Origin of the sequence: Streptomyces sp. NPDC002055 (assembly GCF_040296705.1) — a bacterium.
Taxonomy (GTDB): domain Bacteria; phylum Actinomycetota; class Actinomycetes; order Streptomycetales; family Streptomycetaceae; genus Streptomyces.
The window spans coordinates 14,127-32,508 of record NZ_JBEOXS010000074.1; the positions used below are offsets into that span (position 1 = coordinate 14,127).

Annotated in this window: 17 protein-coding genes and 3 pseudogenes; 4 read left to right on the plus strand and 16 right to left on the minus strand. The window is 70.2% G+C overall.

The annotated features are described in order from the left end of the window. Window positions 1–146: 146 nt before the first annotated feature. Window positions 147–677 carry an O-acetyl-ADP-ribose deacetylase gene (locus tag ABT112_RS30600; protein ID WP_351515040.1) on the minus strand — a complete coding sequence of 177 codons (531 nt, stop codon included), beginning with the start codon at window positions 675–677 and terminating at the stop codon, window positions 147–149. 223 nt (window positions 678–900) lie between these two features. On the opposite strand from ABT112_RS30600, the gene ABT112_RS30605 reads away from it, so the two are divergent. Next, complete coding sequence (locus ABT112_RS30605) at window positions 901–2,280, plus strand: PP2C family protein-serine/threonine phosphatase (protein WP_351515041.1); 1,380 nt, start codon at window positions 901–903, stop codon at window positions 2,278–2,280. Between the two features lie 633 nt (window positions 2,281–2,913). On the opposite strand, the gene ABT112_RS30610 is transcribed toward ABT112_RS30605, so the two are convergent. The 5 genes and pseudogenes from ABT112_RS30610 to ABT112_RS30630 form a co-directional block, all read right to left on the minus strand. Further along, window positions 2,914–3,252: a DUF2516 family protein gene (locus ABT112_RS30610; RefSeq protein ID WP_351515042.1), complete on the minus strand. Its 339-nt coding sequence runs from the start codon at window positions 3,250–3,252 to the stop codon at window positions 2,914–2,916. A gap of 98 nt (window positions 3,253–3,350) precedes the next feature. Beyond that, window positions 3,351–3,920 carry a hypothetical protein gene (locus tag ABT112_RS30615; RefSeq protein ID WP_351515043.1) on the minus strand — a complete coding sequence of 190 codons (570 nt, stop codon included), beginning with the start codon at window positions 3,918–3,920 and terminating at the stop codon, window positions 3,351–3,353. A gap of 19 nt (window positions 3,921–3,939) precedes the next feature. Then, entirely contained in the window at window positions 3,940–4,320 is a 381-nt protein-coding gene (locus ABT112_RS30620; RefSeq protein ID WP_351515044.1) for a helix-turn-helix domain-containing protein, read from the minus strand. 645 nt (window positions 4,321–4,965) lie between these two features. Continuing rightward, window positions 4,966–5,838: pseudogene (locus ABT112_RS30625) on the minus strand (IS630 family transposase); the annotation flags it as partial. A 45-nt stretch (window positions 5,839–5,883) separates the two neighbouring features. After that, a pseudogene (locus ABT112_RS30630) lies at window positions 5,884–6,111 on the minus strand (IS630 family transposase); the annotation flags it as partial. A 26-nt stretch (window positions 6,112–6,137) separates the two neighbouring features. Between ABT112_RS30630 and ABT112_RS30635 the strand changes: the two are divergent. Then, complete coding sequence (locus ABT112_RS30635) at window positions 6,138–6,317, plus strand: hypothetical protein (protein WP_351515045.1); 180 nt, start codon at window positions 6,138–6,140, stop codon at window positions 6,315–6,317. Between the two features lie 80 nt (window positions 6,318–6,397). Here ABT112_RS30635 and ABT112_RS30640 read toward each other — a convergent pair whose 3' ends face one another. From ABT112_RS30640 to ABT112_RS30670, 6 genes and pseudogenes are all read right to left on the minus strand, one after another. Beyond that, window positions 6,398–8,179 carry a serine/threonine-protein kinase gene (locus tag ABT112_RS30640; RefSeq protein WP_351515046.1) on the minus strand — a complete coding sequence of 594 codons (1,782 nt, stop codon included), beginning with the start codon at window positions 8,177–8,179 and terminating at the stop codon, window positions 6,398–6,400. A 45-nt stretch (window positions 8,180–8,224) separates the two neighbouring features. Next, window positions 8,225–8,608, minus strand: a pseudogene (locus ABT112_RS35480) (helix-turn-helix domain-containing protein); the annotation flags it as partial. A 242-nt stretch (window positions 8,609–8,850) separates the two neighbouring features. After that, a complete protein-coding gene (locus ABT112_RS30655) occupies window positions 8,851–9,165 on the minus strand; it encodes a hypothetical protein (protein WP_351515047.1) in 315 nt (104 codons plus the stop codon). A 216-nt stretch (window positions 9,166–9,381) separates the two neighbouring features. After that, entirely contained in the window at window positions 9,382–9,750 is a 369-nt protein-coding gene (locus ABT112_RS30660; RefSeq protein ID WP_351515048.1) for a hypothetical protein, read from the minus strand. A 169-nt stretch (window positions 9,751–9,919) separates the two neighbouring features. Next, window positions 9,920–10,954 (minus strand): hypothetical protein, encoded by a 1,035-nt coding sequence (locus tag ABT112_RS30665; RefSeq protein WP_351515049.1) that lies wholly within the window; start codon window positions 10,952–10,954, stop codon window positions 9,920–9,922. After that, window positions 10,942–11,595, minus strand: a complete 654-nt coding sequence (locus tag ABT112_RS30670; protein ID WP_351515050.1) for a hypothetical protein — start codon at window positions 11,593–11,595, stop codon at window positions 10,942–10,944. Before ABT112_RS30670 ends, ABT112_RS30665 begins: the two co-directional genes overlap by 13 nt. A gap of 642 nt (window positions 11,596–12,237) precedes the next feature. Between ABT112_RS30670 and ABT112_RS30675 the strand changes: the two genes are divergently transcribed. Continuing rightward, on the plus strand, window positions 12,238–13,005 hold the full coding sequence (locus ABT112_RS30675; protein ID WP_351515051.1) for an ATP-grasp domain-containing protein: 768 nt from the start codon (window positions 12,238–12,240) through the stop codon (window positions 13,003–13,005). Between the two features lie 264 nt (window positions 13,006–13,269). Here the strand turns inward: ABT112_RS30675 and ABT112_RS30680 are convergent, their stop codons facing one another. Together ABT112_RS30680 and ABT112_RS30685 are read right to left on the minus strand one after the other, a co-directional pair. Next, entirely contained in the window at window positions 13,270–14,511 is a 1,242-nt protein-coding gene (locus ABT112_RS30680; RefSeq protein WP_351515052.1) for a GNAT family N-acetyltransferase, read from the minus strand. Between the two features lie 413 nt (window positions 14,512–14,924). Then, window positions 14,925–15,506, minus strand: a complete 582-nt coding sequence (locus tag ABT112_RS30685) for an RsiG family protein (protein WP_351515053.1) — start codon at window positions 15,504–15,506, stop codon at window positions 14,925–14,927. A 141-nt stretch (window positions 15,507–15,647) separates the two neighbouring features. Here ABT112_RS30685 and dtd point away from each other — a divergent pair, with 141 nt between their 5' ends. Further along, window positions 15,648–16,073, plus strand: a complete 426-nt coding sequence (gene dtd, locus ABT112_RS30690; protein WP_351515054.1) for a D-aminoacyl-tRNA deacylase — start codon at window positions 15,648–15,650, stop codon at window positions 16,071–16,073. A 49-nt stretch (window positions 16,074–16,122) separates the two neighbouring features. Here dtd and ABT112_RS30695 read toward each other — a convergent pair whose 3' ends face one another. Continuing rightward, window positions 16,123–16,998 (minus strand): carbohydrate ABC transporter permease, encoded by an 876-nt coding sequence (locus ABT112_RS30695; RefSeq protein ID WP_351515055.1) that lies wholly within the window; start codon window positions 16,996–16,998, stop codon window positions 16,123–16,125. Then, complete coding sequence (locus tag ABT112_RS30700) at window positions 16,995–18,269, minus strand: ABC transporter permease subunit (protein WP_351515057.1); 1,275 nt, start codon at window positions 18,267–18,269, stop codon at window positions 16,995–16,997. The genes ABT112_RS30695 and ABT112_RS30700 overlap by 4 nt, the downstream gene beginning before the upstream one ends. Window positions 18,270–18,382 lie beyond the last annotated feature (113 nt).

Consider the following 18,382-nt stretch of genomic DNA (forward strand, 5'->3'; position numbering starts at 1 on the left):
CTCCTGTCCGCGGTTGCCGCCCTGAAGGCGGTGGCCCTGTTTCCCGGCGTCGGTGGTCCTGTTTCCTGAAGTCGGTGGTCTTGCTTTTTTGGAGACGGTGTTCCTGGAAGTGCGGTGGCGGTCCGTCAGGTGTGCATGACGACGGATCAGTGACCGGATTCCAGGGCGCTCAGGGCCTCGGCGAAGACGTCGTGGGCGTCCTGCCCGAAGAGCACGAAGCGGGCTTCGGTCACCGAGTCGGTGGGGGTGTCGCGGACCGTGGAGAGCGCGATGCGTGCCGCGTCCGCGAGCGGCCAGCGGTAGACGCCCGTCGAGACGGCGGGGAAGGCGACCGTCCGGGCCCCGAGCCCGTCGGCGACCCGCAGCGACTCGCGGTAACAGGAGGCGAGGGTCGCCGAACGGTCCTCGGTGCCCGACCAGACGGGCCCCACCGTGTGCACCACCCAGCGGGCCGGCAGCGCTCCCGCCGTGGTCGCCACGGCCTGTCCCGCCGGGAGCCCCCGGCCGTACTGTGACGCGCGCAACGCCCGGCACTCCGCCAGGATCTCGGGCCCGCCGCGGCGGTGAATCGCGCCGTCCACACCGCCGCCGCCGAGGAGCGACGAATTCGCGGCGTTCACCACCGCGTCCACCGCCTGCTCGGTGATGTCGCCCATGATCAGCGTGATGTTCGTCATTCCCCTATTGTCTCGCTTCCGGTCAAAAGCCCATTCCGGAGGGGCATATGACGCTGGACGTTTGCGATACGGCATTCCGCTCCGCCGTCGGCTAGCGCTATGGTCGCCTGTCAGTGCTCGGCGCCGCCCTGAAATCCCTTGACCAGACACGGCGCGCACCGGGCCCGCAGCGTGACCGACCGGCGGCCGCCGCACCCTCGGGGGGAGGGAAGGAAGCAGAGCAATGCCCGTACCCGTACCGCAGCAGAGGGAAGCCCTCGTTGCGGCCGGTGCTCCGGCTGACCTCTCGGCCCGCTCCGAGGCCGGGCGGCCGGCCGCGCCCGTGCCGCACCAGCCAGGCCCCGTGGACGGCGCCGTGCCCGCAGGCGGCACCGCGCTCCGGGAGCAGGCGCCCCCCGCCGCGACCGCATCGTCCTCCGAAGGGGCGAACGGCGCCGGTCTGACGCTGCTCGTCATCGAGGACCACCCGGCCGTCCCGCTCACCATCCCCGAGATGCTGGACACCGAGGGCAAACGCGTCCGCATCCGCACCGCGCGGAACCTCACCGAGGCGGAGCGGCTGCTCACCGACGACGTCAACTGCATCCTGCTCGACCTCGCCCTCGCCGTCCCCGGCAGGGAGGCGGGTGACGAGCTGGACACCCTGCGCCACGTCCTGCGGCTCGCCCCCACCACCGCCGTGCTCGCGCTGACCGGCATGGCCGACGCCGAGCGCGGCGCCGAGGCGGTACGGGTCGGCGCCCAGGACTACCTCTTCCGCGACGAACTGGACGGGCGGCTGCTGAACCGGGCCATCCGCTACGCCGTCGAGCGCAAGCGCGCCGATGTCGCGCAGCGGCAGCTCACCGAGTCGCGGCTGCGGGGCCAGGAGAACTCCCGGCTGGAGCGCGGACTGCTGCCCAAGCCGCTGCTGGACGGCTCCGACCTGCGGTTCGCCTCCCTGTACCGGCCCGGCCGCAGCCGGGCGCTGCTCGGCGGCGACTTCTACGACACCGTCCGCACCCCCGACGGCACCGTGCACGCCATGATCGGCGACGTCTGCGGCCACGGCCCGGACGAAGCCGCGCTCGGGGTGGAGCTCCGCATCGCCTGGCGTGCCCTGACCTTCGCCGGGCTCTGCGGCGACGAGCTGCTCGGCACGCTGCAGAAGGTCCTGGAGAACGAGCGCGCGGACGAGGAGATCTTCGCGACGCTGTGCACCGTGGACATCGCGCCGGACGGCCGCCGCGCCGGGCTGTGCCTGGCCGGTCACCCCGCGCCGCTGCTCGCCCGCGCCGGGCGGGCGCCGCGGCTGATGCCGTTCGAGGACGGGGGCCCCGCGCTGGGGCTGCTGCCGCGGGCGCGCTGGCCGCGCCGCCAGGTGGAGCTGGGCGGGGCGTGGAGCCTGATGATGTACACCGACGGCCTGATCGAGGGCCGGATCGGCCAGGGCACGCAGCGGCTGGGCCAGGACGGCATGGCCGAGATGGTCCGGCGGCAGCTCGCGGAGGGGCTGCGCGGCGAGGAGCTGCTGGATGCTGCGGTGACGGAGGCTCGGTCGCTCAATGGGGGCGAGCTGACGGATGACGTGGCGGTGTTGTTGCTGGACCGGGGGCTTTGCTGAGGGCGCTGCGGCGGTGGGGGGTTTCGGGGGAGCGGGGTTCCGGCTGAGCCGGTTCCGGGGTGACCTGCTTCCGGGGTGACCTGGGGTTTTGTTGGGTGCGGGTGGTTTTCGGTTTCGGGGGTGGGGGCTCCGGGCTGGGGGTTCCGGAACGTATATTTACGGATATTTACGGGCCCTGGGGGCCCACAAATACACGGAAGTTTCCGGAACCCCCACCCCTGCGCCCCCACCCCTGCGCCCCCACCCCCTTGCGTCCACCTAGCCGCCCTGCGGCCCCACCCTCTTGCGTCCGGACCACCGGGCCGTTGTGGCGGGCTGCCGCGTTCACCCCGCCGTGCGGCTCCGGGCCCTTCTGTCCGACCACTCGGTCCGTCGTGGCGGGCCGCCTGGCGTTCACCCGGCCCGGTGGCCCCTCCCCTTTGCGTTCGGGCCACCGGGCCGGTGGCGCCGCCCCTCTTTGTCCGCCTCGCCCTCAGGGTCCCCTGCGTCGGTGATCACCTCGCCCGTGTGGCATCCACCCCGCTCCGTCGTTGGAGGGGGAGTCGCTGCGTCGGGGATGCCTGTTCGGCCGCCGAAACGCCCGCGGGCCGAGCACATGTGTGCTCGGCCCGCGGGCGTCGGGTGCTTTTGGGGTCAGCGGCCGCCGTTGTAGGGGCCGTACGGGCCGTCCGAGCTGCTGCCGCGGCGGCCCTTGCGGGGGCCGGTGACCCGGCGGACCGCCGGGCGGACGTCGACCATGTAGACGATGGCCGCGATCAGGCCGATGATCACCAGGAAGAACAGGCCCGCCGGGATCAGGTTCACCACGACGGCGAGGCCGAGAATGATCAGCCAGAAAGGCTTGGTCTGCTTGTCCGCGGCGCGGAAGGCGTCCTCGCGGCGGAAGGCCGCGTCACCGAAGGCGAACACGGTGAAGAGCAGGATGGCCAGGTAGAGCCAGCTCAGTAGGTCATGAAAGCCCTGTACCAGCACGCTGTCCTCCACCTCGAGTCGTGACCCTCGCCGTCACCGTACCCGGACAACGAGCCGGGCACGCAGTGCGTGCCCGGCTCGTCCGTCGTCCCAGGGGGTTACTGGGGCTTCTTCGCCGCGGCGGGCTTGCGGGCCGCGGGCTTCTTGGCCGGGCCGGGCTTGGCCTTCTCGGAGGCCACTACCGCGCCGACCGTGGGCTCGGGCTTGCGCTCCGGCTCCGGCTCGACGGCCACCGCGATCTCGGTGATCTCCTCGGCGGCGTCCCCGCGCCAGGTCTTCACGGCGCGCTGGCCCCGCTCGGCGAGCTCGTCGTAGGTCTCGCGGGCCTTGACGGCGTACTCGGCGGCGCGGCCGACGCCCTGGAGGGCGAAGTCCTGCGCGTTCTGGCCGAACTTCTTCAGGTCGGAGTCGAGCGAGCCCAGCACCTCGTTGACCTTGCCCTGGATGGTGACCTGGGCCTCCTTGGCCTGCTTGGTCACCCGCTCCTGCACGGCCTTGGGGTCGGTGGACCGGACGGCCGCGATGCGCTCCGGGGCCTCGGCGCGGAACTTCTCGAGCAGCGCCGGCACCTCCTTGAGCTTCTCGGCCGCGAGGTCCGCGGTGCCGGCGGCGGCGTAGAGGGGAGTCGGGTCGGTGAGCGTCTTGCGCAGGTCGTCGGTGATGGCCATGGAGATGGTCCTCCTGCTATCAGGTCGAGGGTCGGGTGGCTTCGTCGTCCGTCACGAGCCCGTTCTCCTTGCGGAAGGACTCGTAGATCTGCAGCAGCACCTGCTTCTGCCGCTCATTGATCGTCGGGTCGGTGAGTATCGCGCTCTGCACCTCGAGCCCGTCCCGGTCCTTCTCGTCCAGGATCCCGGCCTGCACATAGAGGGTCTCGGCGGAGATCCGCAGCGCCTTGGCCAGCTGCTGGAGGATCTCGGCGCTCGGCTTGCGCAGGCCGCGCTCGATCTGGCTCAGATACGGATTCGACACCCCCGCGGCATCGGCGAGCTGGCGGAGTGACAGCTGCGCGTTGCGCCGCTGGTCCCGCAGAAACTCACCGAGGTTGCCGACGTTGAGTGAAGCCATGCCTCGATGCTGCCTCACTCTTGCTAACTTTTGCAAGCAGGCGCTTGCAAAAGTGGTGTGACGGCGGTGTTTCCGGGTGAGGCTGAGCACGATAGATGTCGCTTTGCACGACAACTGTCGCCATCCGAGTCCACTCGGAAATTGCGGGGCGGTTTCGGGCTGCGGCGCCGTAGATTGGCCCTGTGCCCGATTTTGCGCATGACGAGGCCACGGCCCGGCGTGCTCTCGACGCCATCGACCAGTTGCTGGCCGCCCGCGACAGGATGGCCTCCGGAGTGGGCGGCATCGGCTTCCTCCGCGAACACGAGGCAGTGGCACCAGTCGCGTGGAGCTGGTGGATGCTGATTTCGGACTCCGCCCGCGTGGTGGCGGAGGCGGCCAAGAACGGCAACGGGTTCGTCGTCGCACCGGTGATGCGGAACCTGATGACGCACGCTGTGGCGATGGCCTGGCCCGTCGACGGCGCCGTGGTAAAGGCCGTTGACGCCTACAGCGACGACCAGCTCCTCAAGCTGATCACCAACGCGAAGCGGGCTGGGTGGGATGTCGAGGGAGACGAGGTCGAGGCAAAGGTCCGTGCCGCTGTCGACGCACGCACCGCCTCCCCAGACCTTGAGGTCGTCCGGCTTACGAACGAGATCCGGGGCCGTGCCGCAGGTAGTCGTGGGTACGGCGTTCGGGCATGCCGGGCATCATCGGCAGCACTGGCTGGGAACGGTCCAGGGCCTGGATCTGGCTCTTCTCGTCCACGCACAACACCACGGCCCGTTCGGGTGGGTTGTGATAGAGGCCGACCACGTCGACGACCTTGTCCACGAACTGCGGGTCGGTGGAGAGCTTGAAGGCATCCTGCAGTTGCGGCTTGAGGTCGAAGCGTTTCCAGATCCTGCCGATCGTCGACTTCGACAGCCCGGTCCGAGCAGCCATCGAGGCACGGGACCAGTGCGTGTCCGCTCCGGGCGTGGATTCCAGGGTCGCCACAATCACCTCTTCGACCTGGTCCAGGAGAATCGAGTGCGGCCGGCCCGGCCGGGGCTCGTCAGCCAGACCGTCGAGGCGGTCGGCGACGAAACGGGCCCGCCAGCGATCCACCGTCGAGGTATCGACACCGAGATCGGCCGCGGCCTGCCTGTTCGTCCCGCCCTCCGCGCACCGCAGCACGATCTTCGCGCGAAGCGCCAAATACTGGGCGGTCTTCGCTCGCCGGGACCACTGGACCAGCTGGGTGCGTTCGACCTCGCTCAACACCAGATCGGCCTTCGGCCGACCGATGCGAGCCGCATCCTCGAGCCCGGCCATCCGCGCAGCCGCGAACTTCCCCCGCCATTTCCTCACCGTCGCGACGGTCACACCGACCTCCACCGCCACCCTCGCATTCGGCGCCCCGCCCGCGCACGCCAGCACGATGCGAGCCCGCTCCGCGAACCGCGGTGCCACCGCCCCGCTCGCCCAGTGGGTCAGCTCCGCGCGTTCCTGATCGGACAGGCGGACTTCAACGGCACGAGGACCAGGCGACATGCCAACAGGCTATAGACTTAACCTCGCCATTTCTGGCGCATGACACTAGTGTCCTGAGTCGTTAGTTCGTGTGCAGTATGCAGCGAGGGTGTCGAGGATGTCGTCGGCGGTTTTCGCCCAGACGAACGGCTTGGGGTTCTTGTTCCACTCGTTGATCCAGCCGCGGATGTCCCGTTCGAGTTCGGCGACGCTGCGCTGGGCCGAGCGGCGGAGTTTGCGGCAGGCCAGTTCGGCGAACCAGCGCTCGACGAGGTTGAGCCACCCTCCAGCCGATTTGCCAAGACTCGGGCCCGCCACTTATGCACCTGCTCCAGCGAGACACCCAGATCGAGCGCCGTGCGGTCCTCCCGCCCGGCGCAGGCGCGACCTGCGCGTTCGCCCAACCCTCCGCACACGCCAGCACGATCCTCGACCGCAACACCAACGCCTGGGACGCCGTCCGCTTACGCAACCAGCCACGCAGCACCTGGCGTTCGTGATCAGGCAACTCCAGCGACAACGGCTTCGGGCCAGGCACCACCCCGTCCTATGACCGCCCTTGAACTTCAGACTCAGGACACTAGCGCGTTGGGGTGCCGAGGATCTTTCCGAGCGTGATGGCCACGTCGAAATCCCGATCCCATGTGAGTGCGACGAGGTCGTCGAACTCCGCCTCAGGGCGGAGCAGATCGAGGACGTCGGCTTCGAATACTGAGCCCGGTTCTGCGAGGTCGAGCGCCTCGTCGTGGAAGCAGCGGTACGTGTTGCGTGACCGGAACATGACCGAGTACCCACCGTCTACGAGCTCTCCCACGGAGACATCCCACTTCGCTTCAAGCGCCTGCAGTGTGCCGGCGACGTCGTCGGCGTTGAGCGGCTCGGTCAACAGATCCACTCCCACCGCTTCTCGGGCCGAATCCAACGGAAGCGTCTCGTTCCAGACCACCGAGAGGTGGCGCTCGAAACCGATTTCCTCGCGAACTGTTTTGTCGAACTCCAGGTAGTCGGTTTCCAGATTCGTACGTATCCAGCGGGTAATCCAGAGAATCGGGGCGCTGATCAGATTCGCCCGCAACGAACCATTGCCTTCACCGTAGACAGATTCGCGGATGCTCGTCAGCAGCTCTTCGCAGTGGTAGTCCTTGCAGAACCGGAACAAGTGAGCCGACCGCCGTGGCAGACCGCCCCAGCGCGAAGACTGAGGGAGGGGGAAATCGGCCAGAATCGTCTCCAGTTCGCGTTGGAGTCCCGGCTTGGCGGCCGACAACACGAGAGCGTCGTCGTTCTCGTCCCACCGCCCGGCGCCCTCATAGTCGAACTTCGCCTTGCACGAGGCATATATAACGGCTTGAGCACATGTATTGAACAGCTCCGTGCTCACCCGGTACGCAACCTCGCAGTGATAGTTGAGGTTGAATCGGTCGAGCTCTCCGTCGGCGACCCGCTCGAAGACATGCTTCGCCGACAGCACGTCTCTGGCGGCACGGCCGAGGATCCGCTCGACCTCCCCGGACGAGCTGTCGGCGGACGCTTCGTTGGGGTGCAGATCACCGGAGATCTCCTCGATTGCCGAGTCGAGCCGCTGAAGGGTTATCCGAAGCATGCCGCGTACGGTGTCGATGCGGAGCCGCTGCGCTTCATCTTGGAGCAGCATCTGTTCAATGATCAGGTCGAGGTCGGCCAGGAAGGGGTAGCGGTCGCGCACAAGCGCGTGTCGTCGCCCTCGGGCGTTCTGCTTCGTGAACATCTCGGTTATGACGAGGCCGAGCGCAAAGATATCCGCCGGCTTGCCGATACCGAGGGCGTTGTTCCTCACCATCTGCTCGGGAGCGAGGTAGTTCCGGTTAACCAAGAGGTCCCCGCGATTCGTGAGCGAGGAGTCCTTGAAATGCGCAATGCCGAAGTCGGCCAGGACGAGCCGACGCGCATTAGGGTCGACGAGGATATTCTCAGGTTTGATGTCGCGATGCACTATGCCGTCGCCGTGCACGTACGCGAGCGCATCGCAGAGCTGGCGCGCGTAGTTGAGAAGCACGTCAGCATCGGTTTCGTCGTTGATCACGTTTCGCAGCGTCATAGGGTAGAAGTCCATGACGTAGTAGAAGAAGTTTGCGTCCTCTGAGCGCGCGTGGATACTCACGACGTTCGGGTGGCTCGATGTCTGCCCGTACTCGATCTCCTGCTTGAAACGCTTGTTGCGAGCGGAGTCCGCGTCGCGGTCCTTCTTAATCCGTTTGACTGCGAACACCTGACCGTCGGGCTTACGGCGGGCCTTCCACACCACGGCTGATCCGCCTTCTCCCGGAGCCGAATCGCGCTCGTAAGTGACTCCGTCGATGATGAACGGTTCGTTCCTCGGCATGAACCCACCCTACTGACCCTCGGGGCGGTGACGTCGGCCAATTGCCGCCAGGACCAGAGCGTTCTCCGGCGGGCGGAGGTAGATGCCCAGCACGTCGCGGACCTTGGTCACGAACTGCGGGTCGGTCGACAGCTTCCAGGTCTCCACGATGTGCGGCTTGAGGCCGAACGCCCGCCAGATCCGCGAGACGGCCGACTGCGACATGCCCTCCGCCTCGGCTGTCGAACGTGTCGACCAGTGCGAATCACCCGTCGGTGGCGCCTGGCCGAGCGTTCTAGCGACTAGGGCTCCGACCTGCTCGTCGGTGATCCTTCGCGGTGGCCCCGAACGCGGTCGGTCCGCCAGGCTCTCCAGCCGGTTCGCGGCGAACCGGGACCGCCACTTGCGTACCGTCTCTCGCGAGACACCCAGATCGTCAGCTATCTGACTGGCTCTCGATGCGAGTGACCTGATCAGGGCCGGGGTGATCCACGCCGGGCACCATGGGGTTCTCGTAGTCGAATTCCACCTTGCCGAAGGAGTCGCTGGTGATGGGCGGGGGTCATTGTCGGCGATGATCAGTTGCAAGCATTCGCCATATGCGTCAGCCAGCGTTCTGAAGCGACTGTAGACCTCGGCCGCGCGTTGCCGGTCGGAGGCGTTATTGCCGAAGGCCTTGCGCGGTGAATCGATCACGAGGAGCGATGGAACGAGAACGTCGGAGTGGTCGAGCCCGAAGGCAAGGAGCGTGAGACTGTAGGCGAGGTTGACGGAGGTGGCGATGCCCCGCCGGAGGCCTGCAGGGTCTCGAAGGGCCGTCCGTTGACCACCGGCAGGTAGGTGTCGCGGTCGATGACGGCCGTGTCGCCCCAGGGCAGGTTCCAGCTGGTGAGCAGTCGGCTGAACTCGGTGCTGAGGTCACCGACCAGAGTCTGGCCAAGGACGGTGGCGAAGGCGGCGGGCACGAGCAGCCGTTCGGCCCGGCCCGGAGGGGAGCTGAGGATCATGGCACCCAGTGTCCGGAGGCTCCCTGACACCTTCTGTCAATGAAGTTCCCGTCACTCGGGCGGAATCCCGCCGGGTTCTCGCCGCCGCCGCGCCGGTCAGCCCTGCGGCCCCCGACCACCTGCCCGCGCGCCTCGCTCCGGCGGCCGGAGCGAGGCGTTCCGGCCGGCGGCCGTAAGAGGCCGGCCGACCGGAGCGGACCGTGGTTCCGGGACGGGTCAGGCCGTCGTGTAGTACCGCTTGGAGCTGAACTTGCCGTGGGTGTTGAGCACCCGCAGCCACAGCTCGATCTTCTCGTTCTTCCGGGTGTCGGTGCCGTTGAGGCTGCACCGCTTGGTCTTCCCGGCGCCTTCGGCCTTGCATTCCAGGGCCCCGCCCGGCCACCGCTTGTTGAACACGACGACCTCCGCCCAGGCGTTGTCGGTCTTGGTGTCGGTCACCGTCAGGGTGTTGCTCTTGTCGATGTAGGCGAACGATCCGCCGGCGATGCTCCCCGTTCGGTCCGCGGCCTGCGCGCCGGTCTGCGTCCCCATCACCAGTCCCGTCGCGGCGGCCAGCACCGCCGCCCCGCGGATGATCTTCTTCATGCGAGTGTGCGCCCTCTCTTCGGTCAAGTACGAGCGTGATCATGGTAGTTGGCTTGATTGTGGGGGTCGCAGGTGGCTGGTACGGGGCGGGTGCACTGCCGTGAGGGTGGGAGGGCTCTGGCGCGGGTGTGCAGGGCCGGCGGGTGCCGGGCGCCCGGCCGGTCCCGGGCTAGCGGTTGACCGCCTGGATCTCCTGGACGGTGATGTTCCGGGTGGTGCCGAAGGTGCCGTCGGGCAGGCGCTTCGGCTCCGGGCTGCCCGTCCCCGTCCAGCTGATCTCCCAGGTGATGGTGGCCTTCAAGGGGTACGTCCCGTCGCCGGAGGCGCGAAGGTAGGTGATCCCGCAAGGCGGTGTCCGGTCCCCGTCCCCCCGGGTGTACGGCTCGCCGATGGAGCCGTCCTCGCCCAGGGCGCACTCGCCGGAGGCGGGGTGAGTCTCGGCGTCCTCGGTGCCCGGCTCCAGCTTCAGGGAGACGGGCTTGGCCCGCGTGGTCGCCCGGAGGTCGAGCCCGGCGACGTTCAGCTGCGCGGTGACCTCGACCGGCTTGAAGGCCGCCTTGTTCAGCCAGGCCCACGTCGGAAGGTTGACCTTGGCGTTCTGCTCGGGGTTGAGGCTGACCTCGGCGGTCGGCAGTCGCAGTCTGTTGTAGGCGAGTTCGGCCAGGATCTCGGGTGTGACGGCTTGCGGAACGTCGGGAGTGTCCCCGTTCTCCACCCAGAACGGCGCTCGGTCGCAGGTCTGGGCCGCGGGCTCCATCCAGCGGTCCTCGTCGCGGACCGCCACCCACCAGTTGCCCTGATCGGCCTGGTCGAGGTTGTAGTTCCGGTACTTGCCGTCCTTGTACTCGTCCCGGAACATGCCCACCGACGCCTTGGCGTAGCTGTGCTGCCCGGGGGTGTTGATGGTCTCCTCGTACATGCCCTCGACGTACGTGGAGAACTCCTTGGCCGAGCGGGGCTCGTACCAGCAGGCCGGTGGTGTCCAGTCGCCCGCCGGGGTGACCTTGCCGGAGCTGCTGCCGCTGCCCCTGGTCGTTCCCGAGTACGTGATTCCGGACACCAGTTCGGTTCCGGATCTCTTGCCGCTGGTGCTGATCTCGGACTCGGACTCCCCGGGGCCCTTGGCCTCCGCGGAGCCGGTGAGCATCCCGAAAGCGACGGCGAGGGCGCCGAGGGCCGCGGTGGAGCGGGTCAGGAGGCGCACGTCTTCTCTCCTCGCTTCGACACGATCTCCGTTGTCTGCCAGACGCCCTTGTCGTTCCTCTTCAACTGGCTGCTGTACGTGACGAACGGGCTCTCGTCGGAGGGGGAGGTGTCCAGCTTTCCCGTCTTGCGGTTCTTGTTGACCGCCTTGGACTCGTCCGCGCAGTAGACGACGGCTGCCGTGTCCTTGTCGACGACCTCCACGTCCGGCCGGAAGTAGCGGGTGACTCCGGTGAAGGTGAGGTCATCCGCCAGCCAGGCGTGAATCCACTTCTGTGCGCTGAGCAGCGCCTTGCCCTGCCGGTAATAGGCGACCGTGGCGGAGTCCTCTTCACCCTTGAGGATGGCGTCGTCGACCGCGTTCACGGTCTGTGCCACATCCGCCAGCACGGCGTCCTCGGCGGGCTTGCCGGTCCGCCAGTTCCGGAACTCGTTCTTCACGCCCTTGGGGAACGTGATGCTGGGCCGGTCGGCAGCGCCGGACTGTTCCGCCGTCGGCGAGGCCTTCTTCCGGCTGCCCTGCTCGGCCCCGGCGATCCTGTCGTTGTCGTCGCCGGTGTCGTCTCCGCTCCCGCAGGCTGTCAGCATCAGGGCCGCCGCTGCGGCGAACGCGGCGGCAACGGGCAATGAACGGCGCTTCACGGTGGACTCCCGGTGAGGGTAAGGGTTCAGCCACGGACGCCTGACGCTAGCCGTGGAACGGGTGGGTCACCAGGGGCGACTTGTCTGCCATGCAGGGCGATACCGGGGTGAACCCGTCGGTTCGCCACTCGTCGTCGGAGTCTTTCCCGTGGTCGCGGTCGGGTTGTGGAGGTTGTGCGGGTATCCGGTGCCCGAAGGCCGTCGGGGCGCGGGGGATGCCGGGCCTGCGGCGGGCGTCGGCGCGGCGGTGTCGCTCCGTGCGCCCCTGGCAGAGGCGCGGGAGGGACGCCTCGGGGGAACGGCCCGTCGGGGCAAGGCCGGTGGGCCCGCTCCGGCCGTTCCGGGGCGGCGGTCGGCCGCCGTGGATCAGTGCGCCGAGAGGGTTCCGTAGGGACGGTCGCCCCGCGCCGACGGCCGGGGGCTCCCCAGGGCGCAAACCCCCTGGGGGTCGGCCGGGGGGCCTGCATAGGATCCGCTCATGAGCGATCGGACGCCGTTTCCCGCCCCGGGCCGCCCGCCCGGCCACGAGATGTCGGCCGTTGCGGTCCGCCCGGACGTCGCCGGCAGCCGGCTTCGTCCGGGGCGGCCGGCCGCCGGACCGGGCCCGGACCGGCGGACGCGGCCGGGCGCGGAATGAGTGCCGTGAGCACGGAACCGGGACTGCTCGTCCTCACCCCGCAGTACACCTCCACGGGGGCGCTCCTCGCGCAGGCCGCCGCGGGCCGCGGGCTGGCGGTCGAGCAACTGCCGCCGTCCCGTACGGTTCCGGACCGCCTCCGCGAGCTGCGTCCGGCCCACCTCTACGGCGGTCCGCTGTTCGCGGCCGCCGTGGCCCCGCAGCTCGGGGTGACGCTCCTCGAACCGGCCGCCGACTGGCTGCTCGCCCTGCCGCGCCGCTTCACCGGCCGGACCATCCGCGAACTGCCGCTCGCGGCGGCCCGGGAGCTGCCGCACGCGTTCTTCGCCAAGCCGCCGGTGGACAAGACCTTCGCGGCGGACGTCTACCCCGACGGGCAGGCCCTGCCGGACCACCTGCCGGCCGGTACGCCGGTCCAGGTGAGCGAGATCGTCACCTTCGCCGCCGAGTTCCGGATCTTCCTCCTCGACGGGGAGATCCGCACCGGCAGTCGCTACGCCACGTACGGGCGTCTCGATCCGGCTCCGCTCGCCTCCTGCCCGGAGCGCGCGGAGGTGGAGGGCTTCGTCCAGCAGCTGCTGGACGCCCACGGGTGGACGCTGCCGCGCGCCTGTGTGCTGGATGTCGGCCGGGTCCTGGGCCGCCAGGGGCTCGAGGCCCAGTGGGCGGTGGTGGAGGCGAACATGGCGTGGTTCAGCCACCTCTACGCCTCGGACCCCGAGCGGGCGCTGGACGTGGTGTTGGAATCCGCGGTCCCCGCACTGCCGGGCTGACGCCTGCACGCGGCTGACCTCTGCACGCGGCCGAGGCCTGCACGCGGCTGACCCCTGCACCTGGACGAGGCCTGCGCGCGGCTGACGCCTGTACGCGCCCGAGGCCGGGCAGGGCCGACGCCGGTCCCGCCCGGATACCCGCCCGGTCCCGCCCGGATACCCGCCCGGCCCCGACCGGAAAGAGGCCGGAACGAGGCCGGAACGAGGTGTGCACGGAGCCCGGCACGGAGTCGGCACGAGGCCGGCGCGGATCCGGAAGCGGTGTCAGAACACGTCGGGGCACCAGGGGCGGCGGGAGGTGCGCAGCAGGGTGTCCGCCAGGGCTGCGGCTCCCGGGCGGTCCTCCGTGACGCGCCCCAGGGCCGTCAGCCGGACCGCCGACTCGTCGCCGAGGTAGAGGCTGCCCAGCTCGGTCATGCCCAGGGTCAGATCGGCCGAGGCGGTGGTCGGGGTGCAGGTCGCGCCCTCCGGGGAGGCGTCCAGCCGGAAGCGTCCGGCGGCCAGGCCCATCGGGTCGTGGACGTCCAGTACCAGCGAGCCGGTTACCGGGTAGGTGCGGGCCTCCAGGGCGCGCGGCACGTCCAGCAGCCGGATCCAGAGCCAGTCCGCGGCTTCGACGGTCCGGGCGGCGCGGGGGTCCGGCAGCAGCAGCGGGAGGAGGTCGTCCGGGGCGCGGAAGTTGGTGTTGACCTCGGTGATCCAGTCGATCGACAGCAGGAAGTGCCACAGCGCCCGTTCCGCGGCCGGGGTGGTCGCGACGAGGTCGCGCACCGTGGCGCGGCAGTGCGGCTGCTTGTCCGTCCAGTGGTCGTCGGTGGTGTAGGTCAGGAGCCCGTCGACCCGGCCGTCCGCCGCGCGGTACAGCACATGGAACGGCTCCTTCCACGACGCGGAGGGGAGGCGGATGTCGCCGGTGTTGATCCGCCACCAGCGTTCGTCGCGGCCGACCGCGCCGTGCCGGCCGGCGCGCAGCCGTTCGTGCAGCTCCGGGCCCAGCTTGCGGACGTCCGTGCCGTCGACCAGGTCCACCCGGCCGCCGTCGTCCGGGCCCGACCAGCGCGGGTCGAGCCCCGCCCGCCCGACCTCGACCCGCCACCGGGTGGCCCAGGTGGCCGGGCCGAAGCCGTACCGGCCGTAGATCGGGTACTCCGCGGCGATCAGGGTCGAGACCACATCGCCGCGCTCCTTGGCGCGGGCCTGGTCGTCGGCCATCATCCGGCTGAGCAGCCCGCGCCGGCGGTGGGTGGGGGAGACGGTCACATTGGTGACCGCGTCGGCCGGCACGGCCGCGCCGCCCACCACGGTGAGTTCCTGGGAGAAGCTGCGGAACGTGCCGACGCACCGGCCCGCGTCGAAGGCGCCCAAGGTGCGGTCCGGGTCGATGCCCGCCCGCCGGGCCTCGGTCTCCTCCTCCACGGCGTCATGCGGCTGGAGAAACCCGGTGAACACGGCGCGTATCCAGTCGGTCAGCTCGGAATCGGCGATGGTCCGGATGTCGAGGCTCATGTCTCCACGCTAGGTGAGCCCGCCGTGCCCGAGCACACGATTTTCCGGGCGCTGCCCGGCCCCGCATTCCGGGTGCAGACGACCGTCCGGCCCGGTCGGCGCGGAGCGCCTGCGGCGGGCCGGACGGGCCGTACGAACCGCCCGTCGCACGGTGCCGGCCGCCGGACACTCCTGCCGGGGCCGGGGCCGGGGCCGGGGCCGGGGCCGGCGGCCGGCAGCCGGCGGCCGCTGGTCAGTAACGATCGCCGATGGCCGGTAACGGTGACCGGTGACCGGCCCGGGTGCCGGCAGTCCGGCAGTCCGGCTCCCGGCCCCTGGTCAGGCACGTCCCTGACCAGGCCCGTACCTGGTCAGGCCGGTCGCGGTCAGGCCATTCCGCGATCATGCGAGTCCCTGATCATGCGAGTCCCTGATCAGGCGAGCAGGTCGTCGACCTGGGCCTCGCCCGCCCGGTACCGGCGGGCGATCTCCGCGCTGCAGTCGTCCGCCGTGCGCTGGAGCTGGTGCCGCCGTCGGGACAGCTGCTGTTCGCAGCGGGCGAGCCGGCCCATCGCGCCGTGGAGCTCCTCGTCCGTCCGGGACTCCAGGTCCGACAGTTCGACCTCGGCCAGCATGTCCTCGGCCAGCCGCTGGGCCTCCTCGCCGTGCGGGGTGCGCAGCGAGACGTGCCGGGCCGAGCGGTTGCGGGCGGGGCCGTCGGCCAGGATCTCCGGCAGCCGGTCGACGACCGGCGACTCGGGGGCGGCCCGCCGTCCCTGCTCGGCGCCGAGGATGTCAATCCGCCCCTGCAGCAGCCGCCGCACGTAGCTGAGATCGGCCTCCTCCTGCTGCGACTCGCGGCGGAGCGCCCGGAGTTCCGGGAGGCACAGCTCCCGGAGCTCGTGCCGCGGTGTGTCGGACAAGGAGCTGGTCCTCTGCGTCGGCGGGCGCGTGGTGGTGGTCGTACGGGCTGTAGGTACGGGACCGGGTGTCTTCCCGGCTCCAGATGTGCTCATGCGTATCCGTCCCCTCGTCCGGTGCGGCGCCAGGTCACCGACGTGCGCACCGCCTGTGAGCATCGTGCCACTGTGCGCGCTGCACGTGCATCGGCACCGCACCTGATGGGACCCGGACGGGTGCAGGGCATGATGGTCCGTATGCGTGCAGTGGTGCAGAGAGTGAACGGGGCCGCGGTCGTCGTGGACGGCGAGACGGTCGGCGAGATCGTGGGTCCGGGCCTGTGTGTGCTGGTCGGGGTCACCCATGAGGACACCGCGGCCACCGCGGCCCAACTGGCGCGCAAGCTCTGGTCCGTGCGGATCCTGGAGGGGGAGAAGTCGTGTTCGGACCTCGATGCACCCCTCCTGGTGATTTCGCAGTTCACTCTCTACGGTGATGCCCGCAAGGGTCGCCGGCCGACCTGGAACGCGGCCGCGCCCGGTGAGGTCGCCGAGCCGCTCGTCGACGAGGTCGTCGCGCAGCTGCGGGCGCTGGGCGCGCAGGTGGAAACGGGCCGGTTCGGAGCGGACATGAAGGTCTCGCTCACGAACGACGGCCCGTTCACGGTGCTGCTGGAGGTGTGAGCCGCGTGAGCCCGGTCGCGTGACCGGGCCCGGCGCGGCGGCGGGAAGGTCACTTGACCGAGCCGGCCATGACCCCCTGGACGAAGTGCCGCTGGAAGGCGAAGAACACGGCCACCGGCACGATCAGGGACAGGAACGCCCCGGGCGCCAGGACGCCGATGTTGCTGCCGAACTGCCGCATCTGCGACTGCAGGGCCACCGTCAGCGGCTGGGAGTCGCTGTCGGCGAAGATCAGTGCGACGAGCATGTCGTTCCACACCCAGAGGAACTGGAAGATGGCCAGGCTGGCGATGGCCGGCCGGCCCAGCGGCAGGACCAGTTGGACGAAGATCCGCCATTCGCCGCCGCCGTCCATCCGGGCGGCCTCCAGCATCTCCTGGGGGAGTTCCGCGAAATAGTTGCGGAGCAGGAAGATCGCGAACGGCAGGCCGTAGGCGACGTGGAAGAGGACCACGCCCGGGATGGAGCCGAAGAGCCCGAGCCCGCCGAGCAGCTTGGCGACCGGCAGCAGCCCGACCTGGACGGGCACGACGAGGAGGCCCACCACGATCAGGAAGATCCAGTCCCGGCCGGGGAACTCCAGCCAGGCGAAGGCGTAGCCGGCCAGGGCCGCGACCACGACCACGACCACGGTCGTGGGCACCGAGATCAGCACGGTGTTCCAGAACGCCTGGACGATGCCCGCGTCCTTCAGCAGCGCGGTGTAGCTGTCGAAGGAGAGCCCGCCGGGGTCGGTGACGGCGTGCCACCAGCCGGTGGTGGCGTTGTCCTCCTCGGAGCGCAGCGAGGCGAGGAAGAGCCCGAGCGCGGGGGTCAGCCACAGCAGTCCGATGATCGCCAGAACGGCCTGCACCAGTCCGCCGCCGGCCCACTGCGCCAGCCGGGCCGCCGGCCGCTTCCGGGGGGTGGCGTGGAGGGTGGTCATGTCTGGCTCCTGCGGAAGCGTCGGATGTTGAAGACCATGGCCGGGACCACCAGGAGCAGCAGCAGGACGCCGAGGGCGCTGCCGAGTCCCTGGTTGTTGCCGCCGCCGAAGGACACCAGCCACATCTGCATCGCCAGGACGTTGGCCTCCTGCTGCACCGGGCCGGGGGCGATGATGTAGACGAGGTCGAAGACCTTCATCACGTTGATCACCATGGTCACGAAGACCACGGTCAGCACCGGGGCGAGCAGCGGGACGGTGATCCGCCGGAAGATCTGGCCCTCGCTCGCGCCGTCCATCCGGGCGGCCTCCAGCACCTCGCGGGGCAGGGCGGCCAGGCCGGCGCCGATGAGGACCATGGCGAATCCGGTCCAGATCCACAGGTAGGCGCCGATGATCGCGGGGGTGACGAGGGCGGGGCCGAGCCAGGCGATGCCCTGGTAGGGCTCGGCGAAGTTCGCCGCCGGCAGCCGCAGGGCGTAGCTGCTGCCCGGCCGCAGTCCGGTGAGCCGGTACGAGCCGTCCGCGGCCGTGGTGGCCTTGGCGGCGACGCTGCCGCCGCGCACCGCTTCGACCGTCATGCCCGGCAGCCCGCGCTCGGCCGGGTCGACCCGGCCCGGTTTTCCGCCGCCGCCGGGGGTGAAGTCGACGTAGACGACACCCCGGAGTTCGTTGCCGGACGCCTTCGCGGACGCGGCGTCCTCGGCCGGCTTCGCCTTCTCGGGGAGGTCCTTCGGCGGGACGCCGACCAGGCCGAGGGCGGCCGTGCTGCCCGGGCCGAGGTCCGGCGCCGTCCGGTAGGAGCCGTCCTGCTGCTTCGTCAGCCCCTGGCCGGGGCGGGGCCGGGCGGTGGGGAACGACGCCCCCTGGTCGAAGGAGTCGTGCACGCCGACGGCCACCGCGTTGAGCACGCCCCGCTCGGGGTCCTGCTCGTAGACGACGCGGAAGATGATGCCCGCGGCGAGGAAGGAGATCGCCATCGGCATGAACATCAGCAGCTTGAACGCGGTGGCCCAGCGGATCTTCTCGGTGAGGACGGCGAGGACCAGGCCGAGGCCGGTGAGCAGCACCGGGGCGACCACGACCCAGAGGGTGCTGTTGCGGATCGCGGTGAGGGTGGCCGGGTCGCGGAACATCTCGGTGTAGTTCTCGCCGCCGACGAAGCGGGTGCCGCCGGCGTCGAAGAAGCTGCGGCCGACGGTGAACAGGATCGGATAGGCGACCAGCGCGCCGAGCAGCAGCAGCGCGGGCAGCAGGAACAGTCCGGCGATGAGCCGGCGTCGCCGGGTGGCCCGCCGGCGGGGGTCGGCCCCGGGGGCCCCCCCGCCGCCGGGGGGCCCCCCACCGCCGGCCCCCCCCGGGGGGGGGGCGCCGGGGGGGGGGG